This window comes from Nonomuraea sp. NPDC026600, from assembly GCF_040638335.1.
Taxonomy (GTDB): Bacteria; Actinomycetota; Actinomycetes; order Streptosporangiales; family Streptosporangiaceae; genus Nonomuraea.
This window is the reverse complement of sequence record NZ_JBEZYD010000014.1, coordinates 140,732-165,496: the sequence shown is the minus strand read 5'-3', so window position 1 is coordinate 165,496 and position 24,765 is coordinate 140,732. Positions and strand designations below refer to the sequence as shown.

Annotated in this window: 23 protein-coding genes; 19 read left to right on the top strand and 4 right to left on the bottom strand. The window is 70.7% G+C overall.

The window, feature by feature from the left end:
* Nucleotides 1-191 precede the first annotated feature (191 nt).
* Genes AB0F17_RS30225 through AB0F17_RS30205 form a run of 5 tightly spaced genes read left to right on the top strand, consistent with a single transcriptional unit; the run spans nucleotide 192 to nucleotide 7,718 of the window.
* Nucleotides 192-1,751 (top strand): SWIM zinc finger family protein, encoded by a 1,560-nt coding sequence (locus AB0F17_RS30225; RefSeq protein ID WP_358029593.1) that lies wholly within the window; start codon nucleotides 192-194, stop codon nucleotides 1,749-1,751.
* Nucleotides 1,748-3,091 carry a DUF5691 domain-containing protein gene (locus tag AB0F17_RS30220; RefSeq protein WP_358029591.1) on the top strand — a complete coding sequence of 448 codons (1,344 nt, stop codon included), beginning with the start codon at nucleotides 1,748-1,750 and terminating at the stop codon, nucleotides 3,089-3,091. The genes AB0F17_RS30225 and AB0F17_RS30220 overlap by 4 nt, the downstream gene beginning before the upstream one ends.
* The gene (locus tag AB0F17_RS30215; protein WP_358029588.1) at nucleotides 3,088-4,152 is read left to right on the top strand and encodes an AAA family ATPase; all 1,065 of its coding nucleotides are present in this window, start codon (nucleotides 3,088-3,090) and stop codon (nucleotides 4,150-4,152) included. The genes AB0F17_RS30220 and AB0F17_RS30215 overlap by 4 nt, the downstream gene beginning before the upstream one ends.
* Nucleotides 4,153-4,198: 46 nt before the next feature.
* Nucleotides 4,199-6,568 (top strand): DUF5682 family protein, encoded by a 2,370-nt coding sequence (locus AB0F17_RS30210; RefSeq protein WP_358029585.1) that lies wholly within the window; start codon nucleotides 4,199-4,201, stop codon nucleotides 6,566-6,568.
* Nucleotides 6,561-7,718 (top strand): VWA domain-containing protein, encoded by a 1,158-nt coding sequence (locus AB0F17_RS30205; RefSeq protein WP_358029583.1) that lies wholly within the window; start codon nucleotides 6,561-6,563, stop codon nucleotides 7,716-7,718. The genes AB0F17_RS30210 and AB0F17_RS30205 overlap by 8 nt, the downstream gene beginning before the upstream one ends.
* Nucleotides 7,719-7,822: 104 nt before the next feature.
* On the opposite strand, the gene AB0F17_RS30200 is transcribed toward AB0F17_RS30205, so the two are convergent.
* Entirely contained in the window at nucleotides 7,823-9,268 is a 1,446-nt protein-coding gene (locus tag AB0F17_RS30200; protein WP_358029580.1) for an MFS transporter, read from the bottom strand.
* A gap of 100 nt (nucleotides 9,269-9,368) precedes the next feature.
* On the opposite strand from AB0F17_RS30200, the gene AB0F17_RS30195 reads away from it, so the two are divergent.
* The 10 genes from AB0F17_RS30195 (at nucleotide 9,369) to AB0F17_RS30150 (ending at nucleotide 17,706) form a co-directional block, all read left to right on the top strand.
* Nucleotides 9,369-10,091, top strand: a complete 723-nt coding sequence (locus AB0F17_RS30195; protein WP_358029577.1) for a TetR/AcrR family transcriptional regulator C-terminal domain-containing protein — start codon at nucleotides 9,369-9,371, stop codon at nucleotides 10,089-10,091.
* Between the two features lie 63 nt (nucleotides 10,092-10,154).
* Nucleotides 10,155-11,528, top strand: a complete 1,374-nt coding sequence (locus AB0F17_RS30190) for an MFS transporter (RefSeq protein ID WP_358029574.1) — start codon at nucleotides 10,155-10,157, stop codon at nucleotides 11,526-11,528.
* A gap of 21 nt (nucleotides 11,529-11,549) precedes the next feature.
* Nucleotides 11,550-12,554, top strand: a complete 1,005-nt coding sequence (locus tag AB0F17_RS30185; RefSeq protein ID WP_358029571.1) for an enolase C-terminal domain-like protein — start codon at nucleotides 11,550-11,552, stop codon at nucleotides 12,552-12,554.
* 114 nt (nucleotides 12,555-12,668) lie between these two features.
* On the top strand, nucleotides 12,669-14,036 hold the full coding sequence (locus AB0F17_RS30180; protein ID WP_358029568.1) for a hypothetical protein: 1,368 nt from the start codon (nucleotides 12,669-12,671) through the stop codon (nucleotides 14,034-14,036).
* Between the two features lie 210 nt (nucleotides 14,037-14,246).
* Nucleotides 14,247-14,831 carry a cysteine hydrolase gene (locus AB0F17_RS30175; protein WP_358029566.1) on the top strand — a complete coding sequence of 195 codons (585 nt, stop codon included), beginning with the start codon at nucleotides 14,247-14,249 and terminating at the stop codon, nucleotides 14,829-14,831.
* Between the two features lie 54 nt (nucleotides 14,832-14,885).
* On the top strand, nucleotides 14,886-15,734 hold the full coding sequence (locus AB0F17_RS30170) for a MaoC/PaaZ C-terminal domain-containing protein (RefSeq protein ID WP_358029563.1): 849 nt from the start codon (nucleotides 14,886-14,888) through the stop codon (nucleotides 15,732-15,734).
* Nucleotides 15,731-16,159 carry a zinc ribbon domain-containing protein gene (locus tag AB0F17_RS30165; RefSeq protein WP_358029561.1) on the top strand — a complete coding sequence of 143 codons (429 nt, stop codon included), beginning with the start codon at nucleotides 15,731-15,733 and terminating at the stop codon, nucleotides 16,157-16,159. The genes AB0F17_RS30170 and AB0F17_RS30165 overlap by 4 nt, the downstream gene beginning before the upstream one ends.
* A gap of 26 nt (nucleotides 16,160-16,185) precedes the next feature.
* Entirely contained in the window at nucleotides 16,186-16,809 is a 624-nt protein-coding gene (locus AB0F17_RS30160) for a TetR/AcrR family transcriptional regulator (RefSeq protein WP_358029558.1), read from the top strand.
* 103 nt (nucleotides 16,810-16,912) lie between these two features.
* A complete protein-coding gene (locus AB0F17_RS30155; protein WP_358029555.1) occupies nucleotides 16,913-17,350 on the top strand; it encodes a hypothetical protein in 438 nt (145 codons plus the stop codon).
* Nucleotides 17,263-17,706: an SDR family oxidoreductase gene (locus tag AB0F17_RS30150; RefSeq protein WP_358029866.1), complete on the top strand. Its 444-nt coding sequence runs from the start codon at nucleotides 17,263-17,265 to the stop codon at nucleotides 17,704-17,706. The genes AB0F17_RS30155 and AB0F17_RS30150 overlap by 88 nt, the downstream gene beginning before the upstream one ends.
* A gap of 15 nt (nucleotides 17,707-17,721) precedes the next feature.
* Here the strand turns inward: AB0F17_RS30150 and AB0F17_RS30145 are convergent, their stop codons facing one another.
* Nucleotides 17,722-18,549 carry a hypothetical protein gene (locus tag AB0F17_RS30145; RefSeq protein WP_358029552.1) on the bottom strand — a complete coding sequence of 276 codons (828 nt, stop codon included), beginning with the start codon at nucleotides 18,547-18,549 and terminating at the stop codon, nucleotides 17,722-17,724.
* An 86-nt stretch (nucleotides 18,550-18,635) separates the two neighbouring features.
* Nucleotides 18,636-19,772: an ROK family protein gene (locus tag AB0F17_RS30140; protein WP_358029549.1), complete on the bottom strand. Its 1,137-nt coding sequence runs from the start codon at nucleotides 19,770-19,772 to the stop codon at nucleotides 18,636-18,638.
* Between the two features lie 106 nt (nucleotides 19,773-19,878).
* On the opposite strand from AB0F17_RS30140, the gene AB0F17_RS30135 reads away from it, so the two are divergent.
* Genes AB0F17_RS30135 through AB0F17_RS30120 form a run of 4 tightly spaced genes read left to right on the top strand, consistent with a single transcriptional unit; the run spans nucleotide 19,879 to nucleotide 23,213 of the window.
* Complete coding sequence (locus tag AB0F17_RS30135) at nucleotides 19,879-20,796, top strand: glutamate ABC transporter substrate-binding protein (protein ID WP_358029546.1); 918 nt, start codon at nucleotides 19,879-19,881, stop codon at nucleotides 20,794-20,796.
* Nucleotides 20,796-21,440: an amino acid ABC transporter permease gene (locus AB0F17_RS30130; RefSeq protein ID WP_358029544.1), complete on the top strand. Its 645-nt coding sequence runs from the start codon at nucleotides 20,796-20,798 to the stop codon at nucleotides 21,438-21,440. Before AB0F17_RS30135 ends, AB0F17_RS30130 begins: the two co-directional genes overlap by 1 nt.
* The gene (locus tag AB0F17_RS30125; RefSeq protein WP_358029542.1) at nucleotides 21,437-22,264 is read left to right on the top strand and encodes an amino acid ABC transporter permease; all 828 of its coding nucleotides are present in this window, start codon (nucleotides 21,437-21,439) and stop codon (nucleotides 22,262-22,264) included. Before AB0F17_RS30130 ends, AB0F17_RS30125 begins: the two co-directional genes overlap by 4 nt.
* Nucleotides 22,257-23,213, top strand: coding sequence for an asparaginase (locus AB0F17_RS30120; RefSeq protein ID WP_358029539.1), 957 nt, complete (start codon nucleotides 22,257-22,259; stop codon nucleotides 23,211-23,213). Before AB0F17_RS30125 ends, AB0F17_RS30120 begins: the two co-directional genes overlap by 8 nt.
* Here AB0F17_RS30120 and AB0F17_RS30115 read toward each other — a convergent pair.
* Nucleotides 23,188-24,651 carry an LCP family protein gene (locus tag AB0F17_RS30115; RefSeq protein WP_358029537.1) on the bottom strand — a complete coding sequence of 488 codons (1,464 nt, stop codon included), beginning with the start codon at nucleotides 24,649-24,651 and terminating at the stop codon, nucleotides 23,188-23,190. The two genes, AB0F17_RS30120 and AB0F17_RS30115, sit on opposite strands and share 26 nt — an antisense overlap.
* Nucleotides 24,652-24,765: the final 114 nt, after the last annotated feature.

The following is a 24,765-nucleotide window of genomic DNA, read 5'->3' as shown; positions in this document are numbered from 1 at the left end:
TGAGGTCGTCTACGGAAGGCCCTGTGGCGAGCGGATCGTCGCCGTCCTGGCGGTTGGCGCGTGATCGTTCACCACTGACAGTCGCGCGGCGGAGCTGGGTCGCCGTACCCTGACCAGCCGTGATATGGATCTTCTTCGCTGATCCGGCGGAGCAGCGGTAATTGTCAGTCGGGCTGGCTAGTCTGCGGCAAGTGATCGAACGGTGGAGCCGTGATCAGGTGCTCGCCCTCGCCCCCGACGCCTCGTCCCAGAAGGCGGCGCAGGGCGTGGCGGCACCCGGCAAATGGACCTTGCGCGGCATGACTGACGACGTGCTGTTCGGCGCGTGCAAGGGGAGCGGGGCCACGCCCTACATGGCGTGTGTCGACCTCTCCGAGCCCGCATATCGGTGCAGTTGCCCCAGCCGGAAGTTCCCGTGCAAGCACGCGCTCGGGCTGCTGCTCATGTGGTCGGCGGACGGGGTGCCCGCCGCCGACGCGCTGCCGCCCTGGGTGGCGGAGTGGGTCGACCAGCGCATCGAACGCGCCGCCAAGGCGGCGGCCAAGCTCGAGGCCGCCCGCGCCCGAGCCGCCGCAGAAGCCGAGAGCGACCTGGAGCCGGCCGATGGGCAGGCATGGGAGTCGGATGCTGATCTGGGCTCGGGTGGCGGGCCGGGCGCGGCCTCGGGCTTGGGGTCGGGTTCGGGTGCGGCCTCGCGTGGTGGGTCGGATTCGGCCTCGGACTCCGCCTCAGACGGGGGCTCGGGTGGCGGGCCGGGCGTGGCGGCCGGCGGTGGCTCCGGGCTGGGGGCGTCGGCTACGGATACCTCGGGCGGTGGGCGGGGTGCGGGGGTCGAGTCCGTACGGCATGCGCGGGTGGCCGCCGGGCTGGCCGAGCTCGAACGGTGGCTGGCCGACCAGGTGCGGCAGGGCCTGGCAGGGACGGACGCCGACGAATGGGACGAGCTGGCCAAGCGCCTCGTCGACGCCCAGGCGCCGGGTGTCGCCAACGCCCTCTCCCGGCTACGGGAGGTGCGCCTGGCCGACGACTGGCCGAGCCGGCTGCTGGCCGAATACTCGCTGATCAACCTGTTGGCGGTCGCCTACCGGCGGCGGGCCGAGCTGCCGGGACCGTTGCGCCAGACCGTCCTGATCCGTGCGGGCTTCCCCGTCGCACGGGAGGACGTGCTGGCCCGGCCGGTGGTGCGCGACCGGTGGCACGTGGTGGGCAGGCGCGACGAGGAGCACGACCGGCTGATCGCCCGCCGGGTCTGGCTCCGGGGCCACGACACGGGCCGGGCGGCGCTGGTCCTCTCGTTCGCCGCCACCGGCCAGCCGCTCGACGCCTCGCTGGTCACCGGCACCACGATCGACGCCGACGTCGCCTTCTACCCGGGCGCCGCACCCCTCCGCGCCCTGGTAGCCACCCGCCACCCCACCCCCCGGGATGTCCCCGCTGACCGGAGCGCCGTCGGTCGGGGCGATCTCGGGGACCGGGTTCCGACGGGGGTGTCGCCGGAGGAGGCGCTTGGTGAGATCACCGCCGCCGTCACCGCCGATCCGTGGACCGACTCCTGGCCTGTCGTGCTGGCGGGTGTGGTTCCCGGCCGTACGTCCGTGGGCGGGTTCCCGCTGCACCCCAGGTCCCGTGACCCGTGGCGGCTGATCGCCGTATCCGGCGGGCGTCCGGTGACGGTGGCCGCCGAGTGGACGCCGCTGGGCCTGCGCCCGCTGACCACCTGGGCTGACGACGGAACGGCGGTGATCCTGTGACCTGGGAGGACCTGGCTTCGACGGCGCTGGTCGGCACCGACCGCAGACCGTACGAGGGAGAGCTGCTAGAAAGCGCCGCCGTGGAGGTGGTGCGCCGTCGCGCCGGTCGGCAACTCGGCGAGACGACCGAGCAGGAGCAGCAGGAGCAGGCGGACGACGAGGAGCTGCCCGCCGTGACCGCGCGGGCGGCCGAGCGGCTGGCCAGGATCCTGGGCGGCGAGTACGACCGCCTGCTCCCCGAATGGCTGGCCGCCGCGTCCACGGCAGGCCGCACAGTGCCCCCGTACGTCCTGCCCGAGCTGCTGGACCGGGGCAGGCGCGACCAGTCGATCAGGTCCCACCTCGGCCTGGTCGCCGGGCAGCGCGGCAGGTGGCTGGCCGCCCTGAACCCGGCCTGGGCGTTCCTGCTCGAAGAGCCGACCGGTGAGACGTGGGAGCTGGGCAGCCCGGCCGACCGCCGCGCCTACCTGAGCCACCTCAGGAGGCAGGAGCCCAAGCGGGCCAGGGAGCTGCTGGAGACGGGCTGGGAGCGCGAGGAGCCCGATGATCGGGCGGCGTTCGTCGAGGTGCTGGCCGACGGCCTGTCCATGGACGACGAGCCGTTCCTGGAGCAGGCCCTCGACGACCGCAGGCGAGAGGTACGCCAGCAGGCCGCCAACCTCCTCACCCGCCTGCCTGAGTCGCGGCTGGCCCAGCGCATGGCCGTACGCGCTCGAAGCTGCCTGACCTTCACCAGGAGCACGATCACCGTCGAGGCGCCGGAAGTGTGCGACGCGGCGATGGAGCGCGACGGCATCCGGGCCAAGCCCCCGAGGGGGATCGGCGAGCGGGCCTGGTGGCTCCAGCAGGTCGTCGCCCGCGCGCCGCTCGGGCTCTGGGGCAGGCCCGCCAGGCTGCTCAAGATGAAGATCCCCGACTGGGACGCCGAGGTGAAGGCCGCCTGGGTGCGCGCGGCCGTGTTGCAGCGGGATCCGGAGTGGGCGCGGGCGATGTTCGCGTGGGACCCGATCGCGGATCTGCTGGAGGCGCTGGGGCCGGACGAGCAGCAGCGGCTCGCCGCTGATTTCGTGAAAGAGCATGACCTGGACAGCCAATTGATCATGGTGCTGGGCGGCGTGTCCTCACACTGGCGGGAGGGCCTGGCGACGGCCGTCCTCCGCAAGATCATCAAGGTGGCCACCACCCAGCCGTGGAACCTCGGCGAGCTGATCAAACTGGCCGGCGAGCGCATCGACCCGTCGCTCGCCGAGTTGGCCGAAAACTACTCGCCCGTGCCGCCCATTCAGCAGGTCGCCGCCCTGCTGCGCTTCCGTGCCGACATGTTGAAGGAGCTCTCATGACCGTTCTGCGCGCCCATGCGGAAGACCAGTACGCCGAAGAGCTGGCGGTGCTCGCCAAGGACGACGACCGGACCAGGCCGCCCGGCTGGAAGCTGTCGCCGTGGGCCGTGACCACGTACATCCTGGGCGACGGCCGCCAGATCTCCCCGAAGTACGTGGGCGCCCGCCGCATCGTCGAGGTCGCCGTCGCCACCTTGGCCACCGACCGCGCGCTGCTGCTGCTCGGCGTGCCCGGCACGGCGAAGACCTGGCTGTCCGAACACCTGGCCGCCGCCATCAGCGGCGACTCGACCCTTTTGGTGCAGGGCACGGCGGGCACGGCCGAAGAGGCCATCCGCTACGGCTGGAACTACGCGAGGCTGCTGGCCGAGGGCCCGTCCATGGAGGCGATGACCCCGTCGCCCGTCATGCGGGCCATGGCCGAGGGCCGGATCGCCCGCGTCGAGGAGCTCACGCGCATGCCCTCCGACGTTCAGGACGCCCTGATCACCGTGCTGTCGGAGAAGACGCTGCCGATCCCCGAACTCAACCGCGAGGTGCAGGCCGAACGCGGCTTCAACGTGATCGCCACCGCCAACGATCGCGACCGGGGCGTCAACGAGCTGTCCAGCGCCCTGCGCCGCCGCTTCAACACGGTCGTGCTGCCGGTGCCCGCCACCGCCGAGGAGGAGGTCGACATCGTCTCGCGCCGCGTCACCCAGCTCGGCCGCTCGCTGGAGCTGCCCGAGACCAGCACGGGGCTGGCGGAGATCCGCCGCGTGGTGACGGTGTTCCGGGAACTGCGCACGGGCGTGACGGAGGACGGCAGGACCAAGGTCAAATCACCCAGCGGCACTCTGTCCACGGCCGAGGCGATCTCGGTGCTGACCAGCGGCATCGCGCTGGCGGCCCACTTCGGTGACGGTGTGCTGCGTCCCTCCGACGTGGCCGCCGGGATCGTGGGCGCGGTGGTGCAGGAGCCCGTGTCCGATCGGGTGGTGTGGCGCGAATACCTCGAAACGGTCGTCCGCGAGCGCTCCGACTGGCGCGACTTCTACCGTGCCTGCCGCGAGGTGTCGTGAGGTGCGTCAGCGGTCTCCCGACCGCCGACAAGAGGATGGTGTACCCGTGAGCGTCTCGATCCTCGGTGTCCGGCACCACGGCCCCGGCTCGGCGCGCGCCGTGCAGGCGGAGCTCGAACGCCTCCGTCCCGACGTGATCCTCATCGAGGGACCGCCGGAGGCCGACGCGCTGGTCGCGCTCGCGCCCGAGCTGGAACCACCGGTCGCGCTGCTCGCGCACGTGCCCGGCAAGGCGTCCAGCGCGGCCTTCTGGCCGTTCGCCGGGTTCTCGCCCGAGTGGCAGGCGATCTTGTACGGTGTGGCGGTCGGCGTCCCGGTACGGTTCTGCGACCTCCCGGCGTCCCACAGCCTGGCCGAACCTGAGCCCGAACCCGAGCCCGCGCCTGGCCGCGACCCCGAGGTGGTGCCCGGCTCCGGGCCCGAGCCTGGCGCTGACTCCGAGGGCCTGCGGGTCGATCCGATTGGCGCGCTCGCCAAGGCGGCCGGTTACGACGATCCCGAGCGCTGGTGGGAGGACGTCGTCGAGCACCGGGGCGACACCCCGTTCGAGGTGATCGCCGAGGCCATGGCCGCCGTTCGCGAGGGCCACGAGCCCGACGAGCGAGAGGCCAGGCGCGAGGCGTACATGCGCAAGACCCTCCGCACCGCCATCAGACAGGGCTATGACCGCATCGCGGTGATCTGCGGTGCCTGGCACGTCCCCGCGCTGACCGCCCCCCTGCCCCCGGCCAAGGCCGACGACGCGCTCCTGCGCGGTCTGCCCAAGGTGAAGGCCCAGCTGACGTGGGTGCCGTGGACGTACGGGCGGCTGGCCTCGTGGAGCGGTTACGGCGCGGGCATCTCCTCGCCCGGGTGGTACCACCACCTGTTCACCGCCCCTGACCGTCCCGTCGAACGCTGGCTGGCCGGGGCGGCGGCGGTGCTCCGTGACGAGGGCCTGCCGGTCTCGTCCGCGCACGTCATCGAGTCCGTACGGCTCGCGCACAGCCTGGCGACCCTGCGCGGACGCCCGCTGGCCGGGCTCGGCGAGGTCACCGAGGCGGCCAGGGCGGTCTTGTGCGAGGGCGACGACCTGGCGGTGGAGCTGATCCAGCGGCGCATGGTGGTCGGCGATCGGCTCGGTCACGTCTCCGATGGCACGCCCATGGTGCCGCTCCAGCGCGACCTGCGTGAGCAGCAGCGGCGGCTCAAGCTGAAGCCGGAGGCGCTCGACCGCGAGTTCGGCCTCGACCTGCGTAAGCCGCTCGACCTCGACCGCAGCCGCCTGCTGCACCGGCTGCGGCTGCTCGGCGTCGAGTGGGGGGTGCTGGGGCAGGCCAGGGGCAAGGGGACGTTCAGGGAGACGTGGACGTTGCAGTGGCGGCCCGGGTTCGACCTGGCGCTCGTCGAGGGGGCGGCTCTCGGCATCACGGTCGCCTCGGCCGCCGCCCAGCGGGCCCGCGACCTCGCCTCGGCGGAGTCGGTGACGCTGGCCGACCTGACCGGGCTGGTCGAACGCTGTCTGCTGGCCGACCTGCCGGAGGCGCTGCCCGAGGTGCTGGCCGCCCTCTCGGCCAAGGCCGCGCTCGACACCGACGTCACCCACCTGATGGCCGCGCTGCCCGCGATGGTCCGCGCCCACCGCTACGGCGACGTGCGCGGCACCTCGGCCGAGGGGCTGGCGGTGATCGTACGGTCCATGCTCGACCGCATCTGCGTCGGCCTGCCCGTCGCGGTCACCGGCCTCGACGACGAGGCCGCGGCCGCACTCCTCGGCGGCGTCGACGCCGTCCACACGGCGGTCGCCCTGATGTCAGAGGAGCCCACCGGACCCTCGCCGGAGGATCCCACGTCGCTCCGAGAGGGGGCCGCCGGGTCGGCGCCGCAGGAGCTCACGGGGTCGCCACCAGCGGAGGCTGCCGGGCAGGAGACGCCGGTTGTTCGTCAGGCGTCGCCGCGTAGCCGGTGGCTGGTCACGTTGCGTGGGGTGAGTGATCGTCCCGACCTGCACGGGCTGATCGAGGGACGGCTGACCAGGATCCTGCTCGACGCGGGGGAGCTCGACGACGCCGACGCCCGGATGTCGCGGGCGATGTCCAGGGGGCACGCGCCCACCAGGGCCGCCTCGTGGATCGAGGGCTTCCTGGGCGGCGGCGGGCTGCTGCTGGTGCACGACCCGAGGTTGCTCGGCCTGGTCGACACCTGGCTGACCGGGCTCGACGGCACACAGTTCATCGACGTGCTGCCGCTGCTCCGCCGTACGTTCGGGAGCTTCGCCGCGCCCGAGCGCCGGGCGATCGGCGAGCGCGTCCGATCGGCGGAGCGGGCCGAGCGGGCGGGGGAGCAGGACGTGGACGAACAGCGGGCGGAGACGGCCGCGCGGACCGTACTGGCGATCTTGGGCAGAGCGCGGATCGACGGGAGAGACCATGGCTGAGCCGATGGATGAGCGGCTGCGCAGGTGGCGGCTGGTGCTGGGCGGTGGCGACGCCGACGGCATCTGTTCCGGAGGCCAGAGCGGCGGTCTCCAGGGGGCCGACGCGGACATGGACCGGGCGCTGGCCGCCGTGTACGACCGCGACGGCGGGCTGGGCGCGTCGGCGCCCCGGGTGGCGCGGTGGCTGGGCGACATCAGGACCTACTTCCCGTCGACCGTCGTCCAGGTCATGCAGAAGGACGCGATCCAGCGGCTCAACCTCACCAGGCTGCTGCTCGAACCCGAGATGCTGGAGGCCGTCGAGCCCGACGTACACCTGGTCGGCACGCTGCTCGCGCTCAACCGGGTCATGCCCGATCAGGCCCGCGAGTCGGCCAGGGCCGTGGTGCGCAAGGTCGTACAGGAGCTCGAACGCAGGCTCGCCCAGAAGACCAGGGCCGCCGTCACCGGCGCGCTCGACCGCTCGGCCAGGACCCACCGGCCCAAGCGGGTGTCCGACATCGACTGGGACCGGACGATCAGGGCGAACCTCAAGAACTACCTGCCCGAGAAGAACACGGTCGTGCCGTCGCGGCTCGTCGGCTACGCGCGCCGGCAGCGGTCCGTGCAGCGTGAGGTGGTGCTGGCCATCGACCAGAGCGGGTCGATGGCGGCCTCGGTGGTGTATTCGAGCGTGTTCGGCGCCGTGCTGGCCTCGATGCGGTCGCTCAAGACGTCGCTCGTGGTGTTCGACACGGCTGTGGTCGATCTGACGGATCAGCTGCATGACCCGGTCGAGCTGCTGTTCGGCACGCAGCTCGGCGGTGGTACGGACATCAACCGGGCCATCGCCTACAGCCAGGGCCTCATCACCCGCCCCGCCAACTCGATCTTCATCCTCATCAGCGACCTCTACGAGGGCGGGGTGCGGCAGGAGATGCTGCGCAGGGTCGCCGCGATGACCCAGGCGGGCGTCCAGGTGATCGTGTTGCTGGCGCTCTCGGACGAGGGCGCGCCCTTCTACGACCACGAGAACGCCGCCGCGCTGGCCGCGATGGGGGTGCCCGCCTTCGCGTGCACGCCCGACGCGTTCCCTGACCTGATGGCCGCCGCGATCGAGCGCCGCGACATCGCCCAGTGGGCCGAACGGCACGTCGGCCTGGGGTCCTGAAAGCACCTGGGGTCCTGAACGCACCGGGGTCCTGAAGACAGTCTCCGGAAGCCAAACGAAAGGGCCGCGACGCGAGGTCGCGGCCCTTTCGAGCGGGTACGCGGTCAGTGCCCGGTCTGCTCCCCGAGGGCCTTGCGGGGCAGCAGGTACGACAGGACGAAGGTCAGCGCCAGCAGCCCGATCTCCACCCAGATGGTGACCTGCATCGCCGAGCCGAAGCTCCACCGGCTCTTGAGCAGGTCGAAGAAGAGCGTGCCCAGCAGGGCGCTGCCGAGCGCGCCGCCGAGCTGCTGGGTCGCGGTCAGCGTGCCCGACGCCGAGCCCGACTCGTGCGGCTCGACCCCCGAGAGCACGATGTCGAAGAACGGCGCCATGGTCAGGCCCATCCCGATGCCCACGAAGGCCAGGCCGGGAGCGAGCTGCCAGGGGCTGATGTCGGTCCCGGCCAGATGGATGGTCAGGCCCAGCACGGCCGCCCCCACCGCCATGACCGCGGTGCCGATCTGCAGCAGGCCGCGGCCGAGCTTCTCCTGCAGGCCCGACATGGCCAGACCGAAGCCGACCACGCCGCCGATGGCCTGCGGCAGGCCGGTGAGGCCGGCCTTGAGCGGGCTGTAGCCGAGCCCGACCTGGGTGTAGAGGGTGAAGACGAGGCTGAGGCCGATCATGCCGGTGAAGAAGGCCAGCCCGGCCACCAGCCCGCCGGTGAAGGCGCGCTTGCGGAACAGGCTCGGCGTGATCAGCGGGTCCTTTCCGGACTGGGCGCGGCGGCTCTCGTACCGGCCGAACACGGCGAACACCACGATCGAGGCGGCCATCGACACGAACGTCCAGGCGGGCCAGTCCAGATCGCGGCCCTGGATGAGCGGGAAGATCAGCAGGAACGCGGCGGCCGACACCAGCAGCATGCCGACCAGGTCGAGCCGGGTGGCGTTGGAGAGCCTGAACTCCGGCAGGAACCGCATCCCGGCCAGCGCGGCGGCCAGCCCGATGGGCAGGTTGATCAGGAAGATCATGCGCCAGCCGGTGCCGAACAGGTCGGCGTCCACCAGCCAGCCGGCCAGGATCGGGCCGCCCACGGACGAGATCGTCATGACCGGGCCGAACATGCCGAACGCCTTGCCCATCTCCTTCGGCGGGAACATCTCCTTGATCAGGCCGAGCCCCTGCGGCAGCATCACGGCGCCGAACAGGCCCTGCACGACCCGGCTGGCGATCAGCATCTCCGGGTTGGCGGCGACCCCGCACAGCAACGAGGCGGCGGTGAAGCCCAAGGCGCCGATCACGAACATGCGCTTGCGGCCGTAGAGGTCGCCGAGCCGGCCGCCGGTGATCAGGCCGACGGCCATGGCCAGCGTGTAACCGGCCACCAGCCACTGCACCATGCTCGAGGAGCCGCCCAGATCCTTCTGGATGGTCGGTGCGGCGATGGAGGTGACCAGCGCGTCCAGCAGGTCCATGACCTCGGCGGCCAAGATGACGAACAGCGCGACCCAGCGCCAGCGGTAAGGCTGGACCTCCGAGGCCGCATGGGGGGCGGTGACGGTCATGTGGACTCCTTGGCTAGAACACCGTTCTTACAACGAACACCGTTCGCTACGAACACTGTTTTAGTAGCGAACGGCGTTCGTGTCAAGTACAGTGTTCGCCATGGGAAGCAACGAAGACGTCCCGACCCCGCCGTGGCGCAAGGCGCGTAAGCCGGTCCAGCTCAAGCCGCAACTGAGTCAGGATCTGATCGTCGAGACGGGGCTGCGGATCCTGGACGCCGAGGGCCTCGACGCGCTGAGCATGCGCCGCGTCGCGCAGGAGCTCGACACCGGCCCCGCCTCGCTCTACGCGCACGTCGCCAACAAGGAAGAGCTCCTGGAGCTCATCTACGACCGGGTGCTCGGCGAGATCCGGCTGGCCGCGCCCGACCCGGCGCGCTGGAAGGAGCAACTGCGCGAGTTCGCGATGGAGTCCCACCGGGTGCTGGGCAGCCACGCCGACGTGGCCAGGGCCGCGCTGGCCAGCGTCCCCACCGGCCCGAACTCGCTGCGGATCGCCGAACACATCTTCGGTCTGCTCCTCGACGCGGGCATGCCGCCCCGTGACGCCGCGCTCGCCGTCGACCGGCTCGCCCTCTACGTCTCCAGTGACGCCTTCGAGGGCTCGCTGCACTTCGGCAAGATCCGGGCCGCGGGCCTCAGCCTGGAGGAATACTTCAGGACGTTCGTCGGCACCATCGAGAGCTACTACCGCTCACTGCCTCCCGATCGGTTCCCGCACATCACCAAGCACATCGACGAACTGATCGGCGAGGACGGCCGCGCGCGCTTCGAGTACGGCCTCGATCTGCTCCTCGACGGCCTCGCGGCCCGGATGCCTTAGGTCCAATGGCCTAGGGCCGCCGCCCGATGTGCCGACCCGGGTGTCCGCCATAGCGTGCCGGGCATGACCACAACTCTTGAAGCACCTCCTGCCAGCGTGGTGTCGGCGAAATATCGGGCGCTCAGCGTGGGGCTGGTGGCGCTCGTCATGCTGGTGGCGTTCGAGGCGATGGCGGTGGCGACGGCGATGCCCGTCGTGGCGCGCGAACTCGGCGGCATGCACCTGTACAACCTGGCCTTCAGCGCCACCCTCGCCGCCAGCGTGATCGCCACCGTGCTCGGCGGCAGATGGAGCGACGTGAAGGGCCCGCTGGTGCCGGTCGGGACCGGGGTGGCGGCCTTCGTGGCGGGGCTGCTGGTGGCCGGGCTCGCGCCGAACATGGAGGTGTTCGTCGCCGGGCGGTTCATCCAGGGGCTCGGCGCGGGCCTGATCCAGGTGGCCCTGTACGTGCTCGTGGCCAGGGTCTATCCGGGTGAGATGCATCCCAAGGTGTTCGCGTTGTTCTCGGCCGCCTGGGTGGTGCCCTCCATGGTCGGCCCGGCCATCGCGGGGTTCGTGGTGGAGAACGCCGACTGGCGGTGGATCTTCCTCGGCGTCTCCCTGATCGTCGTGCCCAGCGCGCTGCTGCTCTGGCGCGGCACCGCGGGCACCGGCCTGAGCGGCGGCAACGCCGAGCCCGCCCCCGGCCTCGGGCGCAAGCTGATCTGGGCCACGCTGACCGCCGTGGCCGCCGCATTGATCCAGTACGGCAGCGCGCTCCAGCTCCGCGGCCTGCCGCTGCTCGCGGCCGGGATCGTCCTGCTGGTCGTGTCCCTGCCCCGGCTGCTGCCCCGCGGCTCGCTCAGGGCCGCCCGCGGGCTGCCGACCGCCCCCGTGCTCCGCGGCCTGGCCTACGGCTCGCTGATGGCGTCCCAGGTCCTCATCCCGCTCATGCTGATCAACGAGCGTGACCTCACGCCCACCGGCGCGGGCATCGTCCTGACCGTCGGCGCGCTCGGCTGGTCCACCGGGTCCTGGATCAAGGGCCGCGGCGTCATCAGCCACCTGACCGCCCTGCGCGGCGGCTCCCTCATGATCGCCACCGGCATCGCGCTGATGTCGCTGGTGCTGATCGACTCCGTGCCGATCGCTCTGGCGTACGTGGCCATGGCCATCTCCGGGCTCGGCATCGGCGCGCTGCATCCCACGGTGTCCGTACTGGTGCTGGAGATGTCCGCGTCGGGGGAGGAGGGCCAGAACACCGCGGCCCTCGGCGTCGGCGAGTCGGTGTTCACCGTCGTCGCCGTCGCGGTCACCGGAGCCCTGTTCACGGCCACCGGCGAGACCTATTTGGTGGGCCTGGGCTTCACGTTCGCCCTCGCCGTGCTCGCCGCGGCCGTGGCTCCGCGTTTTGCCCAGCACACGAAGGCAGGCACACTGGTAGAAGCCATTTCATAGCTTCGTCGCAGAGGGGGGTACATGCCGCGAGTGCGGGAGCTAGAGGTCTTCCGGCTTGTCCTGCCGTACGGCAAGCGGTCGGAGAGCCTGCTCGTCAAGCTCACCGACTACGCCGGCATGACCGGCTGGGGTGAGGCGCTGGCCCCCCAGCCGAAAACCTGGGCCCAGTTGGAGGAGTCGCTGGGCGCCCAGCTCATCGGCGTCGACTGGGAGCACCCCGACGCCGTCCCGACCGGCGACTCGGCCGTCGACATGGCCTGCTGGGACCTGTGGACCAGGATGCGCGGCGTCCCGCTCGCCGAGGCGATCGGCGGCACCCGCACCTCCCTGATGGCGACCGTCCGGCTCGAACCCGACCCGTCCCTGGAAAGCCTGGTCTCCCGGGTCAACCAGCAGGTCTGCGCGGGCTACGGCCACGTGACGCTCGACGTCCGTCCCGGCTGGGACGTCGAGCCGGTGCGGGCCGTACGACTCGCCTATCCGGCTCTGACGCTGGCCGTCGACGGCGGGTGCGCCTACTCCGAGGGCGGCCAGCTCGCCGCCCTCGACTCCTACGGCGTCGAGGTCATCGAACGGCCCTTCCCCATCGGTGACGCCTACGCGCACGCCGCGCTGCAGGACCAGGTGACGGCGTCGGTGGCGGTCGAGGTGCGCTCGACGGCGGAGCTCGACGACTACCTGACGCTGCGGGCCGGGCGGGTGCTGCTGCTGCGGCCCACCGCCTTCCGCTCGCTCAGCGAGGTCCGCCGGGCACACGACCGGGCCGCCGCGGCCGGCTGGGACATCCAGTGCGCGGGCGGCCAGGGCGCCGGACTGGCGCGGGCGGCCACGGTGGCGGTGGCCAGCCTGCCGGGCTGCACGCTGCCGTGCGACGTGACGCAGCCGCCGCGCAACAACCAGATCGTGACACCGATCGTGGGGGCGAACGGCGGGGTGGTGGCGGTGCCGCTGACGCAGGCGGGTCTGGGGCACGTCATCGACGAGGCCCGGGTACGCCGGATGGCCAAGGACTCCTTTCGTGCGTGACGGCTACGTGATCTAGCCCCTCTACCTTTATCCCGAAATTTCGCGATAAAGGGGCTTGCAGTGGGGGATGTGCCGGCGTTAACCAGGTGGCGGACGCTTGTCGTCATCCTGCGCGTGAACCCCGGGGGCTTGGGTTCGGAGTGGCCGCAACTGCTCGTCCGCCTGGCCGTGGTCAGTGCTGCGGGGGGCGGGCTGCTGTATGTGCTCTGGCCCCTCGACTTCCCGATGTCGCTGTTGGCGGTGCCGACCCTCGCCACCTGCCTGATTGCCGGAGCCATGGCCTGGTGGCCTCGGGGCAGGTGGAGATACCCGCGCCTGCCTCTGGACGATCAGCCGCGGCTGCGTCGCGTCCTCGACTCGGCGTTCGAGGAGGCGGGCTGGCGGCCCACCTCGGTCAAGGTCCGCCTGAGCGCCTGGCCTCGCCTGGCGGCATGGCGCGTCCGCCGCGGCGGATGCCTCTTCTACCTGGGCCTGCCGCTGCTCATGGGGCTCGACGAGGACGATCTGCGTGCTCTGGTCGTCAGGGAGATCAACCTCATACCGTCGGCGTCCTGGTGCATGCGCTGGATCCTCCGCATCAATTTCATGGACCTCGGCCGGGAGGTGGAGGGCAAGTCGCTGCCACAACGGGAGTGGCTGCGCGAACACGCTTACCGAATTCGCAGCGATCTCTGGTCGACGACCGCCGAACTCGTAGGACACGACGTCCTGGCACGCGCCACACGGCGTGCCTACATGGTCGACTCCGCCTTCTTCTGGCACCTCGACCGATACGCGTTCCCGGCGATGTCGCCCGACTGGGGTTACATCTCTGACATCCACCAGAGCTTCCTGTGGAAGATCAGAGAAGACGGCCTGCTCGCGCGGATGCAGCCGAACGTCGACGTCTACCTGGCGGAGAAGTTGTACCGTCACGAGGCGCGGCTGTTCAAGGAGCTCGGCTGGAACGCCGGTGAGCCCGTCGAGGCGGTGGCCGATCCGGTCGTCTCGGGTGTCACAGAGAAGCTGGAACGTAGGCTCGGGCAGGTCATCCTGTGGGAGCGCACCAAGGCCGCCAACCCCCGCATCCCGCCCCTCTCCCTGCATGACGTGCCCTGGGAGTCGTGGGGCTCGATACACGCGCACGATCGGGACCAGATCATCGCCGCCGCGCGCACGCTGCTCGGGCGGGAGGCCACCGCACGCGACGTCGTCCAACTGGCCGTCGACGGCCGGGCGGGCGAGCTCTCCTGGGGACACACTGATCCGTGTCCCCATCCCAGCCCGGCCGTCTGCGTGCTGATCCCGTTCTTCGACGGCGCGCTGCGGCGGATGGGCTACGTCGCCGACGTCCTTCGGCAACGCAGCCTCGTCGGGCCGCTGGGCGATACGGTCGATCTGGTGGCACTGGCCGACAGAGCAGGGCGGGGATTGCCGTACGGCCTCGAACTTGGAGGATCTGTGACGGAGAGGGACCAGGACGCGGATTCCACCGCCTGGTAGCGGACCGCATCGAGGATCTCCGCGACCCGGAACGCCACCGCTGCCGCGCCACCTTCCACCGCCCCGCCGCACCTTGACCTCCGTCTGCCCACCGTGACCCTGGTCCCGCCTCGCTTCTGGGCGGGTTGATATCCGAGAGTGGATTCTGCTTCCTGTGGGGTCGGCCGTCGACCGCGCGGGATCTCCTGGCCAATCGCGAAGGAAGCGCCGATGAACATCGCCGTCCTCATGATCGACATGCAGAACGGGTTCTGCCATCCCCAGGGCTCCATCTCGTCCCTGGGCGCGGAGTTACCCGATCTGCCGGCGGTCGTCGCCGCGAACGTGGAGCTGCTCGCCGCCGCGCGGGTGGCTCGTCTGCCGGTGATCTACACGCGGCATGTCTTCCGTCCCGGCCTGATCGACATGCCGCCACGTTCGGCGAAACTGTGGCCGCGCGATCCGGAGCCGCTCGTCCGGGGCTCCTGGGACGCCGACATCATCGACGAACTCACACCCGCCGCCGGCGACCACGTCATCGACAAGAACCGCTACGACGCCTTCCTGTACACCGATCTCGAAGTCCTGCTCCGCGGCCTGGGGGTCAGGCGACTGCTCTTCGCCGGCATCCTCACCAACGTCTGCCTGGAGACCACGGTGCGGTCCGCCGACCAGCGTGACTTCGATCCTTACGTGGCCAGTGACTGCACGACCGCGTACGGAGACTCGCGGGACGCGGCGCTGGCCGCGATGGACGTCGTGTTCGCCACGGTCGGCAAGTGGCGTGAGCTGTTCGAGCAGTTAAGCGAAGGGTAGCTCTTTGCGGACGATTATCGTCTGTATTAGTTTGTCCCTTGGGAAGGAGCTCACATGTCGTTGAACCTCGACCTGGTGGGGCAGACCTGGGAGTCGGAAGGCCGCGCCTGGACCTCGACGGACGCGATCCTGTACGCACTCGGAGTAGGCGCGGGCGCGCAGGACCCGCTGGCCGAGCTGCCGTTCACCACCGAGAACTCGCACGGGGTCATCCAGCAGGTGCTCCCGACGTTCGCCGTCATGCTCGGCGGAACGCGAGCCGGCCCCAAACTGGGTGACTTCGATCTCGCGCAGGTGCTGCACGCCGAGCAGACGATCAGTGTGCGCGGGCCGATCCCGACGCACGGCCGTTCGCGGACGTCCGCACGCGTGGCCGGGATCTATGACAAGGGCTCGGCTGCCCTGATCGTCATGGAGTCCTCGCTGTTCGACGCGGAAACCGGCCGGCTCATCGCCGAAGTCGGCACCGGCATCTTCGTCCGGGGAGAGGGCGGGTTCGGGGGTGAGCGGGGCACGTCGGCTCCGTGGGCCGCGCCGGATCGGCCCGCCGACCACGTCGTGGTCTATCAGACGCGGCCCGATCAGGCGCTGCTGTACCGGCTGAGCGGGGACCGCAATCCGCTGCACTCCGATCCGTGGCTGGCCGGGCGGGCGGGGTTCGACCGGCCGATCCTGCATGGCCTGTGCAGCTACGGGTTCACCGGCCGGGCGCTGCTGCACACGTTGTGCGGCTCGGATCCGGCGGGGTTCGGGATGATGTCGGCCCGGTTCGCCGCCCCGGTGCTGCCCGGTCAGGAGCTCGCCGTGCACATCTGGGACGACGGGGAGACCTCCCGTTTCGTAACCAAGGTGGGCGAGACGGTGGTGCTCGACCGGGGCCGGTTCACCAGGGTGTCGCGGTGAAGCCGCAGCCGACGCCCGAGACGGCCCCCTACTGGGAGGCTGCCCGCGCGGGCGAGCTGCGGGTTCAGCGCTGCCTGGACTGTGGGCGTCACTACATCGACCACCTGATGTGCTACGACGCCTTCGCCCACCTGCCGCTGTACATGCTGGAGGACCTGGGGTTCACCGGCTATGGGGAGTCGGGCGCGTTCATCGCCGAGGGCCACACCCGGCCGGGCGGCGCCCTGCCCATGAACACCAACGGAGGCGGCCTGTGTTACACCCACACCGGAATGTACGGGATGTTCGCCATTCAGGAGGCCGTGCGGCAGTTGCGGGGCGAGGCCGACGCCCAGGTCCCCGGCGCCCAGCTCAGCTTCGTCCAGGGGGTGGGCATCTTCTTCGCGGCGGGGGCGAGCCTGGTGCTGGCGGGCCGTGAGCCGTAGTGGGCGGCGCCTGGCACACTGGCGGTATGCCGAGCCCGTCGCTGAGATCGTCCGGCCGGGGCCGGACTCCCGACCCGGATCTGGAGGCGCGGGTGTTCGACGCGACGCTCGAGCTGTACGCCGAGGTGGGCTGGGCCGGTTTCAGCCTCGACGTGGTGGCACGCCGGGCGCGGGTGGGCAAGGCCGCCCTGTACGGCAGGTGGGGCAGCAAGGAGAAGCTCATCGGGGCGGCGCTGGCGTCCTGGAGCTCCCAGGCCCCCTCGTTCGAGGAGTCGGGATCGCTGCGCCCTGACCTGATCAGGATGGCCACGTCCATGATCGAGGGCTACCTGGGCCGCCGGGGCCTGGTCGTGCTCCGTGCGCAGGTCGAGGCCAAGGTCTATCCCGAGCTGTTCGGCCAGGCGATGGACGAGCTGCAGCGCGAGCGCACCCGGATCGGCCGCTCCGTCGTGCTGCGTGCCATCGAGCGCGGCGAGCTGCCCGTCGGCACCTCTCCCGCGCTGCTGCTGGACGCGGTCGCCGGCATCGTGACCAACCACGTGCTGACGACACCGGCGAGCAGGATGTCCGCGCTGGAGGCGCGCGCGGCCGAGTACGCCGAGCAGGTGGTCGATTTCGTCCTGTCGGCCCTCGGTCACCGCGGCGACTGAATCTTGACATGCCGCGAGGCACCGTTCTAGCGTCAAATACGGACGTTTTCCGTCCGAAACCACTAGGCCCTCACGAATCATCGTGGCGCGAAAGGGCATGGGCATGACAATGATCGACACGACGGCGGTGGGCTTCTACCGCATCGCCGCCTCCCATCCCGACTTCGAGCTGGTCCTCGCCGTCGCGCAGATCGGCCTGTACCTGGTGCCCATCAACACCCACCTGGAGCCCGCCGAGGTCGCCTTCATCGTGCGCGACAGCGGCGCCAAGGTGCTCGCCGCCCACGCCGACCTGGCCGCGAGCCTCGCCGGTGAGTCGGCCGGCCTGCCCGCGGCACGCTTCGCCGACGGCGGCGAGGTGGCGGGGTGGCGCCCGTACGAGGAACTCGCCGGATCACCCGCCGAACCGGAAGGACGCACCGCGGGCAACGCAACCCCGGCGGCAACTACCGGATCATCAATTTCACGTCCGTCTCCGGCCTGCAGGGCTCGCCAGGGCAGCCCAACTACGCCGCCGCCAAGATGGGCGTCGTCGGCCTGACGTACTCCCTGGCGCAGGCACTGGGCCGCTACGGTGTGACGGCCAACGCGATCGCCCCCGGCGCCGCCACCCGCCTCACCGGTGTGCTCCCCGCTGAGGGCGACGCCGGAGAGCTGGCCCCCGACAACATCGCGCCGATCGCGCTCTACCTGGCCAGCGAGCGATCGGGCTGGCTGACCGGCCGTACGGTCGCCGCGATGGGGTACGAGGTCGGCCTCTACAGCAACCCCGAGGTGATCCGCCAGGTCAACGGCACCGGGCCGTGGGAGTTCGAGCACCTGGCACGGGTGGTGGAGAGCAACTTCCGGCCGGCCGCCGACGGACCGCCGCCCAGCGTCTTCGTCCCGCGCGGCTGAGCCGGGTCCGTTTCCTCAGCAGCGGCGGGTCCAGCGCTTGCGCGCCCAGACATTGCGGCATTTTCTTGACGGCGTACTGAGATAACCGTCCTCGGTTTTGGTGCAGACGCCATTCGTCGTTTCGGTGCACTCGTTGGTGGCGACGCACTCGCCATTGATGGTCGTGGTGCAATACTCCTCATCGCTGTCCTCTTCGCTCTCCTCTTCCTCGGGCTCGGGCGCGTCCGGATCCTCGTAACCGATCGCCGCCTTGGCGGCGTCACCGCCGCTGCGGCGAGCGCTGTACACCTCGCCGTACGGCGCACGGAAAGAGCCGTCGTCGGCTTTCTTGCCCATCGCCGGAACGGAGCCGTCGATGCGGATGTAGTACCAGCCGTAGCCTTTCTCGCCGTCGTCGCACCTGATGTTCGCGAATCGGATCCGGCCGGTTTTCCGCACGCAGACCTTGACGCGGTCGTCGACGTCCGAGAGCATCACGTCCGAGCCGAGGCCGCCCTTCGCGGGAGCCCGGTACCTCGAGCCTCCCGGCTTTTTGAACGAGCCGCGCTTCGCCTTCGAGCCGGTGGCGGGGATCCGGGCGGTCAGCGGGAAGAAATACCAGGCGGCGCCGGGCTCCGCATCGTCACAGGGCCGATAGTTGACCCGCACGCGCGTCTTCTTCTTGACGCAGATCTCGACGTAGCCCGCTTCTTCTTCGTCGTCTTCCGTCGAATTCCGCGGCACCGGTTGTTCGGCGACCGGATTCGCGGTCCCGGTATCGACCGGTGTCGTTGTGGCGGTGCATCCGGCGATCAGGAGTGCGGTGGTGAAGAGGAATACGAGTCGTAAACCGGTCGGCGGCAAAGGACCTCACTGTCTGAGACGAGATGATGGGCCGGGAGCGCTTTCCATTTCTCGATGTACATTAGCGCCACCCTCACCTGTCCCGCCTAAACCAGCGCCGCCTCCAGCAGAAGCGCGCCGGCGCCCAGGAGGGCGGCGTCCCGGCCGGCGCGGGCCGGAGCGATCTCCAGGTCGCGGGTCGCCAGTGGTAGGCAGCGCTCGTACACCGCCGCCCTGATGGCGGTGATCAGCGGTTCCGCGGCCGACAGGCTGCCGCCCACCGCGATCACGTCCGGGTTGAAGAAGTTGACCAAGACCGTGAGGACCTCGCCGATCCGCCGCCCCGCGCCCCGTACCAGGCTGGTGGCCTCGGGGATCGCGTCGTTCACCAGGCCCACGATGTCCGCCGGCCGTGCCACCGTGATCCCGGAGTCCGCCAGGGCCGACATGAGGGCGGCGCCGCTGGCGTACGCCTCCAGGCAGTCGGGATGGCCGCAGGCGCACAGGACGGACGAGTCCGAACGTACCCGTACGTGGCTGATGTCGCCCGCCGCGCCCCGGCCCCGGTGCAGGTGGCCGTTGACGATCACGCCGCAGCCGATGCCGGTCCCGGCCTTGAGCACCATGAGGTTGTCGCAGCCGGGCCAGTGCCTGGCCTCGCCGGCGGCCATCAGGTTGGCGTCGTTCTCGACGAGGATCGGCAGGTCGTAGCGGAGCCCCAGATGCTCGGCGACGGGGAAGTTGTTCCAGCCCGGCATGCGCGACGGCGTGACCACCCGGCGCGTCGCCGGGTCCACCGGGCCGGGGATGCCGGTGCCCACCCCGCGTAACGGCACGTCATCGGGCACATGTACGGCCAGCAGCTCGTCGAAGGCGTCCGACAGGAGGTCGAGCGTGGCCTCCGGGCCCCGGGCGATCTCGCAGGGGCGTTCCTCGATCACGAGCGGGACGCCGCTGAGGTCGAGCAGTCCGAGCCGGGCATGGTGCGCGCCGAGGTCGGCGACCGCCAGCACCCCCGCCGACGGCGACAGGCGCAGCCGCCTGGGCCGCCGCCCGCCCCGCGACGTGCCCGAGCCCTCCTCGCCGAGCAGCCCCAGCGCGATCAGCTCCTCGACCCGGAGCGACACGCTGGAGGCGGCCAGGCCCGACAGGCGGGCGAGGTCGGCCCGGGACTCGGCCTGGCCGGTGGCCACGAGCCGCAGCAGGTCCCCCTGTGCCCCGCTCACGGGCAGCCGCTGATCCATGTGAGAGGAATACCATGTCCAGACTTCCTGCGACAACGTATTGACTTACTACGAAATCTCCCACTACGTTCCGCTTCATCTTCGATTTCGAAGGAAGTAGATGCTCATGAAGAGACTGGTCGCTGTCGTCGCCGTTTCCCTGTTAGGCCTGACGGCCTGCGGCGAGACGAGCAGCCCCGCCGTACCGGGAGCCGTACCGGAGCAGGCCAAGGCGAAGGTCGACGTGCTCGCGCAGGCACCTGTCGCGGCCGCCGCGGACATCCTGCCCGGCTCCACCATGGAGAAGATCAAGCAGCGCGGCGAGCTGATCGTCGGCGGCTCGCTGGACGCGCCGCTGCTCTCCCAGCAGAACCCGGCCACCGGCGAGATCGAGGGCTTCGACGCCGATCTGGGCAAGGCACTGGCGAAGTACATCATCGGCCAGCCCAAGGTGAAGATCGTCAACTCGGCCTCGGAGACCCGCGAGGCGCTGCTCGCCAACGGCACCGTGGACGTCGTCTTCCAGACGTACACGATCACGCCGGAACGGGCGAAGCAGGTCGCGTTCGCCGGGCCCTACTACACCTCCGGTCTGACCATCGCGGTGAAGAAGGGCACGACGGGCATCGCCAAGCCCGAGGACCTGAACGGCAAGAAGGTCCTGGCGGGCGCGAACACGCCGGCCATCCCGGCGATCAAGAAGCTCGCGCCGCAGGCCGAGATCATCACGTTCGGCAGCGACCCGGAATGCCTCCAGGCGCTCAAGCAGGACCGCGGCGTCGCCTACGTCCAGGACGAGACGCTGCTGATCGCCGACGCCAAGAAGGACCCGTCGATCCAGATCGTCACCAAGCCCTTCACCGTCGACCCGTACGGCATCGGGCTCAAGCACGGTGACGACCAGTTCAAGACGTTCACCAACGCCTGGCTGAAGAAGATGCAGGACGCCGGGGCCTGGCAGCAGATCTGGAAGAACTCCATCGGCACGGTCGTGGTGGGCGATGCTCCGCAGCCGCCCCAGATCGGTTCCGTGCCGGGGTCCTGATGTCCGTACTCCTCGACCACCTGCCCGAGCTGTGGCAGGGACTGCTCGTGACGTTCCAGTTGACCGCCGCGTCGTTCCTCGGCGCGGCGGTGCTGGGCGTGCTGGTCACCGCCCTGCGGGTGAGCCCGGTACGGGTGCTGCGCGCCCTCGGCACCGCCTACGTGGAGACCTTCCAGAACCTGCCGCTGCTGGTCCTGCTCGTCCTGGCGTTCTTCGGCCTGCCGGAGATCGGCGTCCAGGCCGACCTGCGGGTGACGGCCATCGCGGTGATCGCCGTGTACGAGGCCGCCTACATCGGCGAGGCGCTGCGGTCCGGCGTGAACTCGGTGGCCAAGGGACAGGGGGAGGCGGCCCGCGCGATCGGGCTGACGTTCACCCAGTCGCTGCGGCACGTCATCCTGCCGCAGGCGCTGCGCACGGTGGTGCAGCCGATCGGCAACATCTTCATCGCGCTCACCATGAACACCGCGCTCGCGGCGGCCGTCGGCGTCGTCGACCTGACCGCGGCGGCGAACCGGGTGAACCTCCTCGAAGCCCAGCCCATCCCGATCTTCGTCGGCGCGGGCGTGGCGTACGCGCTGATCGCCGCCTGCACCGGCTTCGTGACCGGGCGGCTCGAACGACGACTGGTGATCCTGCGATGAGTACCGCTCTGTTCGACGAGCCGGGCCCCAGGGCACGGCGGCGCATCCGGATCGCGACCGTCATCGGCACGGTAGCCGCCCTGGCGCTGCTCGCGCTGGCCGTCCGGCAGTTCGCCGCCAACGGGCAGCTCGACGCCGCCCGCTGGCAGCCGTACGCCACCTGGCCCATGTGGCGCTATCTCCTGACCGGACTGTGGTCCACCGCGCTGGCCGCGGTCGTCTCGGCCGCGCTGGCGATGGCGCTCGGGCTGGTGCTGGCCCTGGGCCGGCTGTCGCGCCACCGTTTCCTACGCGTCCCCGCCGCCGTGTACGTCGAGGTGGTCAGGACCATCCCGACCCTGCTGCTGGTGTACGTGGTGCTGTTCGCGCTGCCGAAGTACGGGCTGGACCTGCCGCTGTTCTGGAAGCTCGTGGTGCCGCTGTCGGTGTCGAACGCGGCGGCGTTCGCCGAGATCTTCCGCGCCGGGATCCGCTCCATCGAGCGCGGCCAGGGCGAGGCGGGCCTGGCGATCGGCCTCACCCACGGCCAGGCCATGCGCCTGATCGTCCTGCCGCAGGCCGCGCGCCGAGTGCTGCCCTCGATCGTCAGCCAGTCGGTCGGGCTGCTCAAGGACACCGCACTCGGATACGTCGTCAGCTACGCCGAGCTGCTCTACAGCGGCAAGGTCCTGGCCGCGTACAACGGCTACCTCATCCAGACCTACGTCGTCGTCGCGCTGGTCTACCTGGTGGTCAACGCGTCGCTGTCCAAACTGGCCCGTACGCTGGAGGCCCGCCGGCGCGCGGGCCCCGGCATCCCCCGAAGGAGATCCACCCGTGCCTGAACTCGCCCTCCTCGCCGAGGTCGTGCGCTCCGGGTTCGTCGAGAGCGTCCACTACGGCAGCGCCGTCGGCCTCGACCCGTCGGGCCGGCCCGAGGTCGCGCTCGGCCGGGTGGACGCGCCGGTGCTGCCCCGCTCGTCAGGCAAGCCGTTCCAGGCGCTCGCCTGCCTCGTCGCGGGCGCCGCCCTGGCCGGACCGCGCCTGGCGATCGCCGCGGGCAGCCACACGGGCGAGGACTTCCACGTACGCCTGGTCGGCGAGCTGCTGGCCGACTACGGGCTGGACTTCGGGGCGCTCGGCTGCCCGGCGACCTGGCCGGAGGACCAGGCCACCATGCACGCGCTGATCAGGCAGGGCCAGGGCGTCTCCCGCGAGCGGATGAACTGCTCCGGCAAGCACGCCGCGATGCTGGCCGCCGCCGTGGCCAACGACTGGGACGTGGACTCCTACCTGGCCGCCGAGCACCCGGTGCAGCGCAAGGTGCGCTCGATCACCGAGGACCTGGCGGGGGAGAAGGTCGCCCACGTGGCCGTGGACGGCTGCGGGGCGCCGGTGTTCGGGCTCTCGCTGACCGGCCTCGCGCGGGCCGTGCAGGCGCTCGTGCTCGCCGCGCCGGGCAGCGCGCCCCGCCAGGTCGCCGACGCGATGCGCGAGCACCCCGAGTACGTCGGCGGGACCGGCCACCAGAACACCGACCTCATGCGCGCCCTGCCCGGCGCCCTGGCCAAGGGCGGCGCGGAAGGGGTGCTGGTCGTGGCGACGGCCTCCGGGCACTCGGTCGCGGTCAAGGTCATCGACGGCAGCCCGCGCGCCACCACGGTCATCGCCCTGGCCGTGCTCCGCGAGATGGGCTGCGAGGTGTCCTCGGCCGCCGCGTTCGAGAGCGTGGCCGTGCTCGGCGGTGGCGCGCCGGTCGGCCGGATCGTCACGCCGAGCCGCAGCCCTCGGTAAGGGTCTTGGTGGGGTCGTTCTCCTTCTGCTTCTTGGGAGCCTTCGACGGCGACTTCGACGGCGACGGCGACGAGGACGGCGCCGCGGAGGCCGTGGCCGCGACGGGACGGCTGGCCGCGGAGTCGCGGACGGCCTTCTCGGCGATGGTGCGGATCTTCGCCCAGTCGGGGTAGGCGGTGCTGATCAGCGGCGGTACGAACTGGACGCTCGTCACCTTGGCGTTCTTGACCGTCAGCGCCAGCGGCACCAGGTGCTGGAGCATCGGCCGCGGGATGTCGGTCCTGATCAGCTCCTTGGTGGCCACCGCGATCTTGTTGAACCGGGTCAGCACCGTCGCCGGATCGGCCTGGTTGAGCAGCGCGCCGATCACGCAGCGCTGACGGCGCATCCGCGTGTAGTCGTCGCTGAAGGTGCGCGAGCGGGCGTACCACATCGCGTCGGCGCCCTTCAGCTTGCGGGTGCCCGCCTTGACCAGGCCCTCGTTGTACCTGCCGAACACCACGTCCTGCTCGACCGTGATCCGGACCCCGCCGATCGCGTCGATCAGCCGGGCGAACCCCCACATGTTGACCAGCGCGTACCAGTCGACCTTGAGCCCGAGCGTGTAGCCGATCGTGTCCATCAGCACCTTGGGGCCCTGGTGCTGCTTGCCGCCGAAGAGCTCGGGATGCGCGTCGGCGTACTCCCAGACGCTGTTGAGCAGGTCGCTGCGGCCACCGCCCGGATCGGGCGGCAGCCGGAACCCGTTCGGGAAGTGCTGGGCCATCGGCGTGCCCGGCCGGAACCGTACGTTCTCCAGGTTGCGCGGCAGGCTGATCAGCACCGTGTTGCCGGTCTTCACGTCGACGGTGGCCAGGTTCATGCTGTCGGTGCGCACGCCGATCCTGTTGTCGTCGGCGTCGCCGCCGATCAGCAGGATGTTCACCCTGGTGCGGCCCGCCCACGGGTCCTCGGGGCGGATCTTCTCCGCGGCCTGCGCGCCGGGGTCGCCGCCGTCGCTGCCGTCGTTCACGAAGATGTCGTTGAGCGCCTGCCGATACGTCCAGGCGAAATTCGCGCCCGCCCCGAACGGCAGCACGACCACGACGGCGAGCAGTCCGGCGAAGGTGCCGGCCAGGATCTGCCCGCTCTGCGGCAGGCTGCCGGGCCGCAGCACGATGAACGAGTGGACGATCAGGGCGAACCAGGCGACCCCGAGCGCGGCGGCGCCGGCGGCCACCCCCGTCAGCCAGCTGTTCTGCTGCAGGTCGCCCAGCAGGTTGTCGGTGCTCAGCCGGACGGCGAGCAGCGCGAGCAGGCCGGCCGCGTAACAGCCGAGCAGTGTCAGCCCCGTCTTACGCCATCCGGCGCGCAGATGCGCCGCTCCCGGTGCGACCACGGCGAGCGCCAGCCAGCCGAGAACCGCCCACGCCCGCACCGGTTTAATTGCCTGCCTCACGCCATCCCCGTTTCCCCGCGAACTTCACCGTAGGCCGAATCGAGGCGGCAGCCTATGGACAGAATACGAAATATGTCTCGAGGGGAGAGTGAACATTAGTCGCCGAATAAGATT